Source organism: Streptomyces sp. NPDC101225, from assembly GCF_044767585.1.
In the GTDB taxonomy this organism is placed as follows: Bacteria; Actinomycetota; Actinomycetes; order Streptomycetales; family Streptomycetaceae; genus Streptomyces.
Genome location: NZ_JBIWOE010000016.1, coordinates 102,120 through 116,628, shown reverse-complemented (window position 1 = coordinate 116,628; position 14,509 = coordinate 102,120). Strand labels below are relative to the sequence as shown.

Sequence of the window (14,509 nt, the reverse complement as noted above, 5' to 3'; positions counted from 1 at the left end):
GTGCTACTCGGCCGAGGGCGCCTCACCCTCGTCCGTGCCGGTGTCCGCGGCACCTTCGGCGGTCTCGTCCACGGCATCGCCGTCGACCTCCTCCGCCTCACGTCCCGCCTCGGCGTTTCGAGCGATGCCGACCACGGCATCGCGCTTGCCCAGGTTGATCAGTTGGACGCCCATGGTGTCACGGCCCGTCTCCCTGACCTCGTTGACTCGCGTACGAATCACACCACCCGACAACGTGATGGCGAGGATCTCGTCGGTCTCCTCGACCACCAGCGCGCCGACGAGCGATCCGCGGTCCTCCACGATCTTGGCAGCCTTGATACCGAGGCCGCCACGACCCTGGACGCGGTACTCGTCGACGTTGGTCCGCTTCGCGTACCCGCCGTCTGTGGCAGTGAACACGAACGTACCGGGTCGAACAACATTCATCGACAGAAGTTCGTCGCCCTCACGGAAACTCATGCCCTTGACACCCGAGGTCGCCCGGCCCATGGGCCGGAGACTGTCGTCCGTGGCCGTGAACCTGATCGACTGCGCCTTCTTGCTGATCAGAAGCAGATCGTCATCGGCCGAAACGAGCTCGGCTCCGATCAGTTCGTCATCGGAACCATCCTCCATCTCACGGAGGTTGATCGCGATGACACCGCCGGAACGCGGCGAATCGTAATCCTTCAGAGGCGTCTTCTTGACCAGGCCGCCCTTGGTGGCCAGGACCAGGTACGGCACCGCCTCGTAGTCGCGGATGGCGAGGATCTCGGCGATCGCCTCGTCGGGCTGGAAGGCCAGCAGGTTGGCGACGTGCTGGCCGCGGGCGTCCCGGCCGGCGTCGGGCAGCTCGTAGGCCTTCGCGCGGTACACGCGGCCCTTGTTGGTGAAGAAGAGCAGCCAGTGGTGGGTGGTGGAGACGAAGAAGTGGTCGACGATGTCGTCTTCCTTCAGCTTCGTGCCGCGTACGCCCTTGCCGCCGCGCTTCTGCGCCCGGTAGTCGTCCGTCTTGGTGCGCTTCACGTAACCGCCGCGCGAGACGGTGACGACGATGTCCTCCTCGGCGATGAGGTCCTCGATGGACATGTCGCCGTCGAAGGGCACCAGCATCGTCTTGCGGTCGTCGCCGTACTTCTCGACGATCGCGGCGAGTTCCTCGCTGACGATGCCGCGCTGGCGGACCGAGGAGGCCAGGATCTCGTTGTACTCGGTGATCTTCGCCTGGAGCTCGTCGTGCTCCTGGACGATCTTCCGGCGCTCCAGGGCGGCCAGTCGGCGCAGCTGCATCTCGAGGATGGCGTTCGCCTGGATCTCGTCGATCTCCAGGAGGTCCATCAGGCCCGTGCGCGCGATCTCGACGGTGTCACTGCGCCGGATCAGCGCGATGACCTCGTCGATGGCGTCCAGGGCCTTCAGCAGGCCGCGCAGGATGTGGGCGCGCTCCTCGGCCTTGCGCAGCCGGAAGCGCGTACGGCGGACGATGACCTCGATCTGGTGCGTCACCCAGTGGCGGATGAACGCGTCGAGGGAGAGGGTGCGCGGGACGCCGTCGACGAGCGCCAGCATGTTGGCGCCGAAGTTCGTCTGCAGGTCCGTGTGCTTGTAGAGGTTGTTCAGGACGACCTTGGCGACCGCGTCCCGCTTCAGCACGATGACCAGGCGCTGGCCGGTGCGCGAGGAGGTCTCGTCGCGGACGTCCGCGATGCCGCCGATCTTGCCGTCCTTCACCAGGTCGGCGATCTTCTGGGCGAGGTTGTCGGGGTTGACCTGGTAGGGCAGCTCCGTGACCACCAGGCACTGGCGGTTCTGGATCTCCTCGACCTCGACGACCGCGCGCATGGTGATCGAGCCACGACCGGTGCGGTACGCCTCCTCGATGCCCTTGCGGCCGACCACGAGGGCGCCGGTCGGGAAGTCCGGGCCCTTGATGCGCTCGATGAGCGCGTCCAGGAGCTCCTCGTGCGAGGCCTCCGGGTTCTCCAGGTACCACTGGGCGCCGGCCGCGACCTCGCGCAGGTTGTGCGGCGGGATGTTGGTCGCCATGCCGACCGCGATGCCGGCCGAGCCGTTGATCAGCAGGTTCGGGAAGCGGGCGGGCAGGACGGTCGGCTCCTGGGAGCGGCCGTCGTAGTTGTCCGTGAAGTCGACGGTCTCCTCGTCGATGTCACGGACCATCTCCATCGACAGCGGCGCCATCTTGCACTCGGTGTAGCGCATGGCCGCCGCCGGGTCGTTGCCCGGAGAGCCGAAGTTGCCGTTGGAGTCCACCAGCGGCATCCGCATCGACCACGGCTGCGCGAGGCGGACCAGCGCGTCGTAGATCGAACTGTCGCCGTGCGGGTGGTAGTTGCCCATGACGTCGCCGACGACGCGGGCGCACTTGTAGAAGCCGCGCTCGGGTCGGTAGCCGCCGTCGTACATGGCGTACAGGACGCGGCGGTGGACGGGCTTGAGACCGTCCCGGACGTCGGGCAGCGCACGCGAGACGATGACGGACATCGCGTAGTCGAGGTACGAGCGCTGCATCTCCGTCTCGAGCCCGACGGGCTCGACGCGCATCGCGAGGTCGCCGCCCTCTTCAGGGGTGACGGGAGTGTTCTCGTCGGCCATTGCTGGTGAAGATCCTTCCTGGTGCGGTCAGCTGAGACCGACTCAGATGTCGAGGAACCGGACGTCCTTGGCGTTGCGCTGGATGAACTGGCGCCGGGCCTCGACGTCCTCGCCCATCAGGACCGAGAACAGGTCGTCGGCCTGGGCGGCGTCGTCCAGGGTGACCTGGCCGAGGACGCGGTGCTCCTGGTCCATGGTGGTCACGCGCAGTTCCTCGGCGTTCATCTCGCCGAGGCCCTTGAAGCGCTGGATGGAGTCCTCGCGCACGCGCTTGCCCCGCTGGCGGCCCATCTCCAGCAGCGCGTCGCGCTCGCGGTCGGAGTAGGCGTACTCGACCTCGTCCCGGCCCCACTTGATCTTGTAGAGCGGCGGACGGGACAGGAAGACGTGCCCGGCCTCGACCAGCGGCCGCATGAAGCGGAACAGGAAGGTCAGCAGCAGGGTGTTGATGTGCTGGCCGTCGACGTCGGCGTCCGCCATCAGGATGATCTTGTGATAGCGGAGCTTCTCGATGTCGAAGTCCTCGTGCACGCCCGTGCCGAAGGCCGAGATGAGCGCCTGGATCTCCTGGTTCTGCAGGATCTTGTCGATCCTGGCCTTCTCCACGTTCAGGATCTTGCCGCGGATCGGGAGGATCGCCTGGTACTGCGGGTTGCGGCCGGACTTGGCCGAGCCGCCGGCGGAGTCACCCTCGACGATGAAGATCTCGCACTTGGTCGGGTCGTTGGACTGGCAGTCCGACAGCTTGCCCGGCAGCGACGCCGACTCCAGCAGGCCCTTGCGGCGGGTCAGGTCGCGGGCCTTGCGGGCCGCCACGCGCGCGGTGGCCGCCTGGATGCCCTTGCGGATGATGTCCGCGGCCTCGACGGGGTTGCGGTCCAGCCAGTCGTTGAGGTGCTCGTAGACCGCACGCTGCACGAAGGTCTTGGCCTCCGTGTTGCCGAGCTTGGTCTTCGTCTGGCCCTCGAACTGCGGTTCGCTCAGTTTGACCGAGATGATCGCGGTCAGACCCTCGCGGATGTCGTCACCGGTGAGGTTGTCGTCCTTCTCGCGCAGCAGCTTCTTGTCGCGGGCGTACTTGTTGATCAGCGAGGTCAGGGCCGCGCGGAAGCCCTCCTCGTGCGTACCGCCCTCGTGCGTGTGGATGATGTTGGCGAAGGAGTACACACCCTCGCTGTAACCGCTGTTCCACTGCATCGCGACCTCGAGGGACAGGCTCTTGTCCTTGTCCTCGGCATCGAGGTCGATGACGGTGTTGTGGACCACGTCCCCCTTGCGGGAGTTGAGGTACTTCACGAAGTCGACGATGCCGCCCTCGTAGTGGTACGTGACGGTCTTGACCTCGTCCTTCTCGTCCGCACCCGCCTCGTCCGCACCGCTGGTGGCCTTCGCCGACTCGCGCTCGTCGGTGAGTTTGATCGTCAAACCCTTGTTGAGGAACGCCATCTCCTGGAAGCGCCGCGAGAGCGTCTCGAAGGAGTACTCGGTGGTCTCGAAGATGTCCGGGTCGGCCCAGAAGGTGACCGACGTGCCGGTCACCTCGGTGGCCTCGTGCTGGGCGAGCGGCGCCGTGGGGACGCCCATCTTGTAGTCCTGCGTCCAGCGGTGGCCGTCGGTGTTGACCTCGACGGCGACCTTCGCCGACAGCGCGTTGACGACGGACACACCCACGCCGTGCAGACCACCGGAGACCGCGTAGCCGCCACCGCCGAACTTGCCGCCCGCGTGCAGCACGGTCAGCACGACCTCGAGGGCCGGCTTGCCCTCGGAGGCGACGATGCCCACCGGGATGCCGCGGCCGTTGTCGACGACGCGGACGCCGCCGTCGGCGAGGATCGTCACGTCGATGGTGTCCGCGTGGCCGGCCAGCGCCTCGTCGACGGAGTTGTCGACCACCTCGTACACGAGGTGGTGCAGCCCCCGCTCACCGGTGGAGCCGATGTACATACCGGGGCGCTTGCGGACCGCGTCCAGGCCTTCGAGCACAGTGATGGCGCTGGCGTCGTACGAGGCGGTGACCTCGCCGTTCGACGAGGTCACCGCGCCGTTCTCGCCGGCGTCGGTGGACGGGATGTTCTCGTTGGGGTTGCCGGAATCGGCCACGAAGCGCCCTTTCTGGCACAGCACCAGCCAGGCTCGTCGGCAGGTTGCCGGAGCGGCTGCGGCATGTTGCGTTGGTAAGCCTTGTCAGCGTTGCTCAGCTTTTCCCGGACGGTCCCCACGAGTGGGGCGGGATTGGCTTCCAGTCTACCGGTAGCGCCGACAGTGATGGGGGTTTGCCGGTACCTGAGTCCTCATGTGCCGCCCTCAACCGCCGTCTGCCGGGTCCCCATATACGGAGCAGGGCTCCAAGAGGCTCACAGCGGCACTCAGCGCTTCCGACTGTCAACCCATGGCTACTTGGGAGTCAGGTAGGGATTCGCACCCGCACGCAGGAGCGCGGCGACGCGTCCGCCGGCGTCCTGTGGACAGCGACGACCGCCTGTGGATGTGAGGTCTGTCACCCATACGTGTCGCCGGGTCCCGTGCTGCCAGAGGCACGCAGGGGGCCGTAGCGACGGGTGGGGCCGGCGGGGCCGTTCACCTTGATCATCTCCACCGCGCCGTGCCCGAGGTCCTCGTTGAGGCGGGCGACGAGCGTCGGGGCGAGCAGGCGCAGATTCGTCGCCCAGGCCGTGGAGTCGCACCGCACGACGAGCACCCGCTCGTCCTCGTCGTACTTCTCCGGCTCGCAGTGCTTGGCCACGTCCTCGCCGACGATCTGCGGCCAGCGGCCCATCACTCCGCCCACCGCCGCCGGGGTCTCCCAGCCGCGCTCGGTGAGGAGCCGGTTGATCGCAGCACCCAGCGCCATGGGGTCGCGCCCGTCCGCGCGCGCGCCGGAGCGCAGGCCGCCGCGCCGTGCCTGCTTCTTCTGCCGCGCCGCGTCCCCACGCGCGCGTGCCTGTTCCTTCGCCGCCCTGAGCGCCACGCGCGCGAGGTCGACGCCGGACGGCTCGGCGGCCTTCTCGGGGGCGGGGTCCTCGTTCGTCATACGCGCTCCACCGCCCCGCCCGACACGGTGTACCGCGTCCCGGTCAGTACATGCGGTACGTCGTCGTCGACCGCGGCCGTCACGAGCACCTGCTCACCGGGGGCGACCAGCTCCGCCAGCCGCTCGCGGCGGCGGGTGTCGAGCTCGGCGAAGACGTCGTCGAGGACGAGCACCGGTTCGTTGCCCTCGGTCCGCAGCAGGTCGTAGGAGGCCAGCCGCAGGGCCAGCGCGTACGACCAGGACTCCCCGTGGGAGGCGTATCCCTTGGCGGGCAACTGGCCGAGTCTGAGCAGCAGATCGTCCCGGTGGGGTCCCACGAGGGTGACGCCCCGCTCGATCTCCTGCTTGCGCGCCTCGGCGAGCGCGGCCGTCAGCTGCTCGTAGAGGTCCTCGCGCGTGTGCGCCTCACCGGGGGCCGACGGCTTGTACTCCAGGGTCACCGGGCCGCCGCCCGGGGCCAGTTGCTCGTAGGCCTTGTCGGCCAGCGGCTGGATCGCGGCGATCAGGTCGAGGCGCTGGGCGAGCAACTCGGCGCCCGCGCGCGCGAGGTGCTGGTCCCAGACGTCGAGGGTGGACAGGTCCATGGAGCGGCCGCCGTGGCGGCGGGCCAGCGCGGCCGACTTCAGCAGGGTGTTGCGCTGCTTGAGGACCCGCTCGTAGTCGGAGCGCACGCCGGCCATGCGCGGGGACCGGGCGGTGACCAGCTCGTCGAGGAAGCGGCGCCGCTCGCCGGGATCGCCCTTGACCAGGGCCAGGTCCTCGGGGGCGAACAGCACGGTCCGTACGATGCCCAGCACGTCACGGGGTCTGACCTGCGACGACCTGTTGATACGGGCGCGGTTGGCCTTGCCGGGGTTCAGCTCCAGCTCGACGAGCTGCTGCCGGTCGCCCTGTCTGACCTGCGCGCGGATGACGGCACGGTCGGCGCCCATGCGCACCAGGGGGGCGTCCGAGGCCACGCGGTGGCTGCCGAGGGTGGCGAGATAGCCGACGGCCTCGACCAGGTTGGTCTTGCCCTGACCGTTGGGGCCGACGAACGCGGTGACACCCGGGTCGAGCGGAACCTCGACCCGGGCGTACGAGCGGAAGTCGGCCAGCGACAGATGCGTGACGTGCATGGTCGTTCGCCGACCTCCCCCTGCGCTCCGGATCCGTGGCCGGGCGGCCGGCGGATCTGTGGATTTCTTCTCGTCCTGTGGATTACTTCGTAGCGTGCGTCACTTGGCGGTGACCGCGTGGCCGCCGAACTGGTTGCGCAGCGCCGCGACCATCTTCATCTGCGGCGAGTCCTCCTGCCGCGAGGCGAACCGCGCGAAGAGGGAGGCCGTGATCGCGGGCAGCGGCACGGCGTGGTCGACCGCGGCTTCCACAGTCCAGCGTCCCTCACCGGAGTCCTGTGCAAAACCCTTCAGCCTGTCGAGGTGCTCGTCCTCGTCGAGGGCGTTCACCGCGAGGTCCAGCAGCCAGGAGCGGATGACGGTGCCCTCCTGCCAGGAGCGGAAGACCTCGCGCACGTCCGTGACCGAGTCGACCTTCTCCAGCAGCTCCCAGCCCTCGGCGTAGGCCTGCATCATCGCGTACTCGATGCCGTTGTGGACCATCTTCGCGAAGTGGCCCGCGCCGACCCTGCCGGCGTGCACCGCGCCGAACGTGCCCTCGGGCTTGAGGGCGTCGAACACCGGCTGCACCGTGGCGACGTGCTCCGCGTCGCCGCCGTACATCAGCGCGTAGCCGTTCTCCAGGCCCCAGACACCGCCCGAGACACCGCAGTCGACGAAGCCGATGCCCTGGGCGGCCAGCTCCTCCGCGTGCTTCTCGTCGTCCGTCCAGCGGGAGTTCCCGCCGTCCACGACGACGTCGCCCGGCTCCAGGAGCTCGGCCAGCTCGTCGATCGTGGACTGGGTGGGCGCACCGGCCGGGACCATCACCCAGACCACGCGCGGACCGCTGAGCTTGCCCACGAGGTCCGCGAGGCTGTGGACATCGGCAAGGTCCGGGTTGCGGTCGTATCCGACGACGGTGTGGCCCGCGCGGCGGATCCGCTCGCGCATGTTGCCGCCCATCTTGCCGAGGCCGACGAGACCGAGCTCCATCAGTTGTTCCTTAGGTTGCTGTGTGGCGTGTGGGGCACGTTCGTACCTGTGTCCGAGCCTAAACCCGGGCCCTCGCGCACAGCTGTGGGCCTACGCGCTCATACGTACGGCCCCACCTGCGGGTTTCCCCAGAGCCGTGGAGTTTCGTCCACGGCCTGTGGACAACGTCCCGGCGCCTCAGCCGCTCAGCCGGACCGGCATGATCAGGTACTTGTAGGCCTCGTCCGCCTCCGCGTCCAGGGCGGGCTTGCCGCTCAGCAGCGCGGGCTTGGTGGACGTCGTGAACGACAGCTGGGCCACCGGGGAGTCGATGGCGCTCAGGCCGTCCAGCAGGAAGGTCGGGTTGAAGGCGATCGAGACGTCGTCGCCCTCCAGCTGGGCGTCGACCCTCTCCACAGCCTGTGCGTCGTCGCTGGAACCGGCCTCCAGGATCAGCACGCCCTGCTCGAAGCTGAGCCGCACCGGGGTGTTGCGCTCGGCGACCAGGGCCACACGCTTGACGGCCTCCACGAAGGGGGCGGTCTCGATCACGGCGACGGAGTTGAACTCCGTCGGGAACAGCGAGCGGTACTTCGGGAGGTCGCCCTCCAGCAGGCGGGTGGTCGTGCGGCGGCCGGCGCCCTCGAAACCGATCAGGCCCTCGCCCGCACCCGAGCCGGAGAGGGCCAGGGTGACGCTGTCGCCGCTCGTGAGTGCCTTGGCGGTGTCCAGGAGCGTCTTGGCGGGCACCAGGGCGACCGCGGACGCCTCGGGGTTCTCCGGCTTCCACAGGAACTCGCGGACCGCGAAGCGGTAGCGGTCGGTGGAGGCCAGGGTGACGGTGTCGCCCTCGATCTCGATGCGCACACCGGTCAGGACGGGGAGCGTGTCGTCACGGCCCGCGGCGATGGCCACCTGCGAGGCGGCGGAGGCGAAGACCTCACCGGGGACGGTGCCGGTCGCGGTCGGCATCTGCGGCAGCGCCGGGTACTCCTCCACAGGCAGGGTGTGGAGGGTGAACCGCGAGGAGCCGCAGACCACGGTCGCCCGTACACCGTCTGTGGAAATCTCCACCGGGCGGTTGGGGAGGGCGCGGCAGATGTCGGCGAGCAGCCGGCCGGAGACGAGGACGGTGCCCTCCTCCTCGACCTCCGCCTCCACGGACACGCGCGCGGAGACCTCGTAGTCGAAGCTGGAGAGGCTCAGAGCGCCGTCCTCGGCCTTCAGCAGGAGGCCGGCGAGGACAGGCGCCGGCGGACGGGCCGGGAGACTGCGTGCCGCCCAGGCCACGGCCTCCGCGAGTACGTCGCGTTCCACCCGGATCTTCACTGTTGCCGCCTCCTGCTGTTGCCGGCGCTGCCCGCCCTGCCTGGCTTTCGTGGTCTGTGTCGGTGTCGTCGGCCCCTGCCGGGGGAAGAACACCGGGGACCAGTCTGACGCACGGCACTGACAGTAGGTGCCTCTCGGGGTCAAGTCGTGACGAGGGGCAGCCGGGCACCGGACGGCGAGTTGTGCACAGCCCCCTCTTCGAAACGAACTTCTCGCTCTCTCTAGTTGGGAGTAGTAGTAGGGGCTGTGGAAACAGTGGATAACCCCGTTTTCCCAGCTCAGAGGCGAGATTTTGTCCACGGGCCCTGTGGGCGGAGGCGGTGGACAACTCCGGGGTTCTGTGGAGAACAAGAAGTTCTGCACACCCCGTGCACAGCCTGAGGCGACTTCTCCCCAGCGCCGTCCCCAGCTTTCCCCACCTTTCCCACAGCCCAACCCGGCACCTTCATGTGACGGCTTTCACTCGACACGGTGAGCAGGCGCGTCACGTTGCCGAACAGTGGACAGCGATGTGGAGAAGACGCCGATCCCTGGGGACAACCGCCCTCTTCCTGTGGGTTGCCGGTGGACAACTTCGTGCACAGCTTGTGGATCACGCGGCTGTCCACAGTCTGTGGAGATCCTTCGTCCACGAATCCACAACCACCTGAGCTGGCTTGATGGTTCTTCAACAGGCTTCCTGTGGACGGCGATCTGGACAACTTCGCAGTCCCCAGGATGTGGACGGGAAAAAGTACCGCGATCTGTGGAGAGAGGCCGTAACCCGGCGGGTAATCGAACAACGGACAACGCGGACAGGAGGGCCGTGGCCGGTGCCGGCACGCGGAAGGGCGCCTCCGGATGTCCTCCGGAGGCGCCCTGGCGACGTGCGTGGAACGTGTCCCCGCGGCTGTCAGCCGTTCTTGATGCGGTTCGTCAGCTCGGTGACCTGGTTGTAGATGGAACGCCGCTCGGCCATCAGATTGCGGATCTTGCGGTCCGCGTGCATCACCGTGGTGTGGTCGCGGCCGCCGAACAGGGCCCCGATCTTCGGCAGGGAGAGATCCGTGAGCTCCCGGCACAGGTACATGGCGATCTGGCGGGCCGTGACCAGCGCGCGGCCGCGCGAGGTGCCGCACAGGTCCTCGACGGTGAGGCCGAAGTAGTCGGCCGTCGCGCTCATGATGGCCGTGGAGGTGATCTCGGGCGCCGAGTCCTCGCCGCCGGGGATCAGGTCCTTGAGGACGATCTCCGTGAGGCCCAGGTCCACCGGCTGCCGGTTGAGCGACGCGAACGCCGTCACCCGGATCAGCGCGCCCTCCAGCTCGCGGATGTTGCGCGAGATCCGGGAGGCGATGAACTCAAGGACCTCCGGCGGGGCGTTGAGCTGTTCCTGCACCGCCTTCTTGCGGAGGATCGCGATCCGCGTCTCCAGCTCGGGCGGCTGGACGTCGGTGATCAGACCCCACTCGAAACGGTTCCGCAGCCGGTCCTCCAGGGTCACCAGCTGCTTGGGCGGCCGGTCGCTGGAGAGCACGATCTGCTTGTTTGCGTTGTGGAGGGTGTTGAAGGTGTGGAAGAACTCCTCCTGCGTCGACTCCTTGTCCGCCAGGAACTGGATGTCGTCGACGAGCAGGATGTCCATCTCGCGGTACCGCTTGCGGAAGCTGTCGCCCTTGCCGTCGCGGATGGAGTTGATGAACTCGTTGGTGAACTCCTCCGAGCTCACGTACCGCACGCGCGTGCCCGGGTACAGGCTGCGCGCGTAGTGCCCGATCGCGTGCAGCAGGTGCGTCTTGCCGAGCCCCGACTCCCCGTAGATGAACAGGGGGTTGTAGGCCTTCGCCGGCGCCTCGGCGACGGCGACCGCGGCCGCGTGCGCGAAGCGGTTGGAGGCGCCGATGACAAAGGTGTCGAAGAGGTACTTCGGGTTCAGCCGCGCCGTGGGCTCACCGGGGCCGGGCGCCGGCGCGGGCTGAGCGGCCAGCGGGCCGGGCGCGCCACTGGCGGGCAGATGGGGGCCGACCGGCCCGCCCCGGTGCACATGCCCGGTGCCGGTCCGCTGCTCGGGCAGCTCGCGGCGCGCGTCGCGCTGGTCGTAGTCCGGGCGGGGCTGGTCGTAGTCCGGGCGGGGCTGGTCGTAGTCGGAGCGCTGCGTGTCGTACGGCGGGCGCTCCATCGACTGCGGGCGGTAGTCCTGGGACGGCGGTGCGTACGCGTCCTGGACCGGGGGCCCGTAGGAGTCCTGGACCGGCGAGCCGTACGAGTCCTGGGCGGACGCCCCGTAGGAGTCCTGGCGCGGTGATGCGTACGGGTCCCGCTCGGGGAAGCCGAGACGCTGTTGCTGCCAGCTGTACTCGTCCTGCGAAGGGCGCGGCCAGGACCCTGGCTCGGGGCGCTGGTACTCCGAGGGGTAGGCCGGGCGCGCGGTGGGCAGCTGCTCCCCACGGTCTCCGCGGTCTCCGCGGTCTCCGCGGTCTCCGCGGTCTCCGCGGTCTCCGCGGGGACCGGGCAGCTGGTCGTCGGGGAGCTGCTCGGGGCGGCCGGACCGGTGCTCGTCGGCACGGTGGCGGCCGTAGCCCTCGTACTGCCCGGACGGGAGTTCGGGCTCCTCGTAGCGCGACTGGGGGCGGGCCGGGGCCGGCGGGGCGGGCGGCTCGCCGGCGGAGTCGTCGACGGTGATCGCGATGCGGATCGGCCGGCCGCACTCGCGGCTCAGCGTCTCGCTCACGATGGGGGCGAGGCGGCCTTCGAGCACGCCCTTGGCGAATTCGTTCGGTACGGCGAGCAGCGCGGTGTCGGCGACCAGCGCGAGCGGCTGGCAGCGGCGGATCCAGTGCTCGTCCTTGGTCTCCACACCCTGCCCGCGGCCCTCACCGAGAAGTTGCTCGAGTACGCGTGGCCACACTGCGGCAAGATCGGCAGGTACGTCAGCCACAGGGCACGCTCTCTCACGGGTCCCACGAACGTGTGGTTGTGGGACGGGTCGGGATGGAAATGGGGTGGAGCCCAAGAAGAAGGGATCACAGGAACGAATCGGAGTTCAGCCACGGTAGTCAGCGCGGCCCGTGCGGTTCAAGTTGTTGTCCCCAGCCTGTGGATAGTGTCTCTCAGTGACCGCTGGTTTGACCGGATGGCGTAGCCCCGCGTACCGTAACCAGGTCGAGTTGTCGATGGCTGCTGCCGCCTGCCTCCGATGGGCACAGATCGCGTCAGGTGATCGGGAAGCGGTGCACTCGGGCGTTACTGCGAGCTACTCGTGGGCGCACGGTGACAGCCAGCACGGCACCCGCCACCACCGATTTGATTTCTGGAGCCCCCGAGTGAGCAAGCGCACCTTCCAGCCGAACAACCGTCGTCGCGCCAAGACCCACGGCTTCCGGCTGCGTATGCGCACCCGTGCCGGCCGCGCGATTCTCGCGTCCCGCCGCAGCAAGGGTCGCGCCCGCCTGTCCGCCTGATCACGGTCAGGTCATGCCGTCGTGCTGCCCACCGAGAACCGGCTGAGGCGGCGCGAGGACTTCGCGACCGCGGTACGACGGGGGCGCCGGGCGGGCCGCCCGTCCCTCGTCGTCCATCTTCGTAGCGGTTCCACGGACCCGCACGCACCCGGGGAGAGTGCTCCCCCGACGCGTGCGGGTTTCGTCGTGAGCAAAGCCGTGGGGGGAGCGGTCGTACGCAACAAGGTCAAGCGCAGACTGCGTCATCTGATGCGGGACCGAGTAGCCCAGTTGCCCCCCGGTAGCCTGGTAGTCGTACGAGCGCTGCCCGGTGCGGGCGACGCCGACCATGCACAACTGGCCCGAGACCTGGATGCCGCCATGGAGCGGCTGCTGGGAGGGGGCGCGCGATGAAGTACCCGCTGCTGGCTCTGATCAAGCTGTACCAGTGGACGATCAGTCCACTGCTGGGGCCGGTCTGCAAGTACTACCCGTCGTGTTCCCACTACGGCTACACGGCCATCGACCGGCATGGTGCGATCAAGGGCACGGCACTCACCGCCTGGCGCATCCTTCGGTGCAATCCGTGGTCGCTGGGCGGCGTGGACCATGTCCCGCCGCGCAAGCGCCCGCGGTGGCACGAAATGCTGCGCAACACCTGGCGTGCACGCAAGGGCGGGTCCTCCGCCGCCGAATCGGCCACCGAAGGCAGCGATCCTTCGAGCCCGGCCGCAGAGACCTCGTCCCATGTCCAAGGAGCATGATTAGTGGACACGATTGCCAGCCTCTTCAGCTTCATCACGACACCCGTCTCATGGGTCATCGTCCAGTTCCACTCGGTGTACGGGAAGATCTTCGGTCCCGACACGGGCTGGGCCTGGGGCCTGTCCATCGTGTCCCTGGTGATTCTGATCCGTATCTGTCTGATCCCGCTCTTCGTGAAGCAGATCAAGGCGACCCGGGCCATGCAGACGCTGCAGCCCGAGATGAAGAAGATCCAGGAGCGCTACAAGAGCGACAAGCAGCGCCAGTCCGAAGAGATGATGAAGCTGTACAAGGAGACGGGCACCAACCCGCTCTCCTCGTGCCTTCCCATCCTGGCGCAGTCGCCGTTCTTCTTCGCCCTGTACCACGTGCTCAACGGCATCGCGACGGGCAAGACGATCGGCGTCATCGACGATCAGCTGCTCGCCAGCGCCCGTAAGGCGCACATCTTCGGTGCCCCGCTCGCCGCGAAGTTCACGGACAGCTCCGACAAGGTCGCGGCGCTCGGCGCCACCCTGACCGACGTCCGCGTCGTCACCGCGATCATGATCGTCCTGATGTCTGCGTCGCAGTTCTACACGCAGCGCCAGCTGATGACGAAGAACGTCGACACCACCGTGAAGACGCCGTTCATGCAGCAGCAGAAGATGCTGATGTACGTCTTCCCGGTCATGTTCGCCGTCTTCGGCATCAACTTCCCGGTCGGTGTCCTCGTCTACTGGCTGACCACCAACGTGTGGACCATGGGCCAGCAGATGTACGTCATCCACAACAACCCGACCCCGGGTTCCAAGGCCCAGGCCGCCTACCTGGAGCGCCTGACCAAGCACGTCACGCACCACGGCAAGACCCGCCGGCGCAGCGAGCGCACGATCATCAAGGCGATCGTCACCAAGGGCCGTGACCGCAACGAGTTCGAGCGCAAGTTCATCAACGCCCTGAACAAGGCGGGTCTCGCGGCTCAGGCCGACGGCACCGTGGTGCAGAGCGACAACGCCGCCGCTGCCCAGACCGTGGCCGAGGACGGTACGCCGACGACCGGCGCCGCCCCCAAGCGCCAGCAGCCCAAGCGCCAGTCGAAGTCCCAGCGTCAGTCCGGTGGTACGAAGCCGGCCGACTCCGGATCTCCGACATCGCTGAGCAAGTCCGGCGAGCCCGAGGACGCCAAGCCGGAAGCGGCTGCCAAGAAGACCACTTCGCAGCCCGGCAGCGGCGCTCGCAGCAAGGCCCAGTCCGGGCAGCGCAAGGGCCCGCAGCGCCCCAAGTCCCCGTCCAAGAAGTAAGAAGGAGCCCAT

Annotated in this window: 11 protein-coding genes; 4 read left to right on the top strand and 7 right to left on the bottom strand. The window is 68.3% G+C overall.

Going from position 1 to position 14,509, the window contains the following annotated elements:
* Window positions 1-3: 3 nt before the first annotated feature.
* From gyrA to dnaA, 7 genes are all read right to left on the bottom strand, one after another.
* A complete protein-coding gene (gene gyrA / locus ACIRPX_RS22920) occupies window positions 4-2,595 on the bottom strand; it encodes a DNA gyrase subunit A (RefSeq protein WP_404197526.1) in 2,592 nt (863 codons plus the stop codon).
* A gap of 42 nt (window positions 2,596-2,637) precedes the next feature.
* Window positions 2,638-4,722 (bottom strand): DNA topoisomerase (ATP-hydrolyzing) subunit B, encoded by a 2,085-nt coding sequence (gyrB, locus tag ACIRPX_RS22915; protein WP_404197523.1) that lies wholly within the window; start codon window positions 4,720-4,722, stop codon window positions 2,638-2,640.
* A 373-nt stretch (window positions 4,723-5,095) separates the two neighbouring features.
* Window positions 5,096-5,629 (bottom strand): DUF721 domain-containing protein, encoded by a 534-nt coding sequence (locus tag ACIRPX_RS22910; RefSeq protein WP_404197520.1) that lies wholly within the window; start codon window positions 5,627-5,629, stop codon window positions 5,096-5,098.
* Window positions 5,626-6,747, bottom strand: coding sequence for a DNA replication/repair protein RecF (recF, locus tag ACIRPX_RS22905; protein ID WP_404197518.1), 1,122 nt, complete (start codon window positions 6,745-6,747; stop codon window positions 5,626-5,628). Before recF ends, ACIRPX_RS22910 begins: the two co-directional genes overlap by 4 nt.
* A 99-nt stretch (window positions 6,748-6,846) precedes the next feature.
* Window positions 6,847-7,722 (bottom strand): phosphogluconate dehydrogenase (NAD(+)-dependent, decarboxylating), encoded by an 876-nt coding sequence (gene gnd, locus ACIRPX_RS22900; protein ID WP_404197515.1) that lies wholly within the window; start codon window positions 7,720-7,722, stop codon window positions 6,847-6,849.
* A gap of 177 nt (window positions 7,723-7,899) precedes the next feature.
* The gene (dnaN, locus tag ACIRPX_RS22895) at window positions 7,900-9,030 is read right to left on the bottom strand and encodes a DNA polymerase III subunit beta (RefSeq protein WP_404197512.1); all 1,131 of its coding nucleotides are present in this window, start codon (window positions 9,028-9,030) and stop codon (window positions 7,900-7,902) included.
* 892 nt (window positions 9,031-9,922) lie between these two features.
* On the bottom strand, window positions 9,923-11,947 hold the full coding sequence (gene dnaA, locus ACIRPX_RS22890; RefSeq protein ID WP_404197509.1) for a chromosomal replication initiator protein DnaA: 2,025 nt from the start codon (window positions 11,945-11,947) through the stop codon (window positions 9,923-9,925).
* Between the two features lie 385 nt (window positions 11,948-12,332).
* Here dnaA and rpmH point away from each other — a divergent pair, with 385 nt between their 5' ends.
* The 4 genes from rpmH to yidC are packed head-to-tail and all read left to right on the top strand — an operon-like array spanning window position 12,333 to window position 14,497.
* Window positions 12,333-12,470, top strand: coding sequence for a 50S ribosomal protein L34 (gene rpmH, locus ACIRPX_RS22885; RefSeq protein ID WP_003956500.1), 138 nt, complete (start codon window positions 12,333-12,335; stop codon window positions 12,468-12,470).
* A gap of 21 nt (window positions 12,471-12,491) precedes the next feature.
* Window positions 12,492-12,863: a ribonuclease P protein component gene (rnpA, locus tag ACIRPX_RS22880; protein ID WP_404197506.1), complete on the top strand. Its 372-nt coding sequence runs from the start codon at window positions 12,492-12,494 to the stop codon at window positions 12,861-12,863.
* Window positions 12,860-13,213 carry a membrane protein insertion efficiency factor YidD gene (gene yidD / locus ACIRPX_RS22875; RefSeq protein ID WP_404197503.1) on the top strand — a complete coding sequence of 118 codons (354 nt, stop codon included), beginning with the start codon at window positions 12,860-12,862 and terminating at the stop codon, window positions 13,211-13,213. Before rnpA ends, yidD begins: the two co-directional genes overlap by 4 nt.
* 3 nt (window positions 13,214-13,216) lie before the next feature.
* Window positions 13,217-14,497, top strand: a complete 1,281-nt coding sequence (gene yidC, locus ACIRPX_RS22870; protein WP_404197500.1) for a membrane protein insertase YidC — start codon at window positions 13,217-13,219, stop codon at window positions 14,495-14,497.
* The last annotated feature ends 12 nt before the right edge of the window (window positions 14,498-14,509 follow it).

Coding starts and splice junctions, on each gene's coding strand:
- gyrA (WP_404197526.1), bottom strand. CDS start 2,595: ATGGCCGACGAGAACACTCCCGTCACCCCTGAAGAGGGCGGCGACCTC.
- ACIRPX_RS22910 (WP_404197520.1), bottom strand. CDS start 5,629: ATGACGAACGAGGACCCCGCCCCCGAGAAGGCCGCCGAGCCGTCCGGC.
- recF (WP_404197518.1), bottom strand. CDS start 6,747: ATGCACGTCACGCATCTGTCGCTGGCCGACTTCCGCTCGTACGCCCGG.
- gnd (WP_404197515.1), bottom strand. CDS start 7,722: ATGGAGCTCGGTCTCGTCGGCCTCGGCAAGATGGGCGGCAACATGCGC.
- yidD (WP_404197503.1), top strand. CDS start 12,860: ATGAAGTACCCGCTGCTGGCTCTGATCAAGCTGTACCAGTGGACGATC.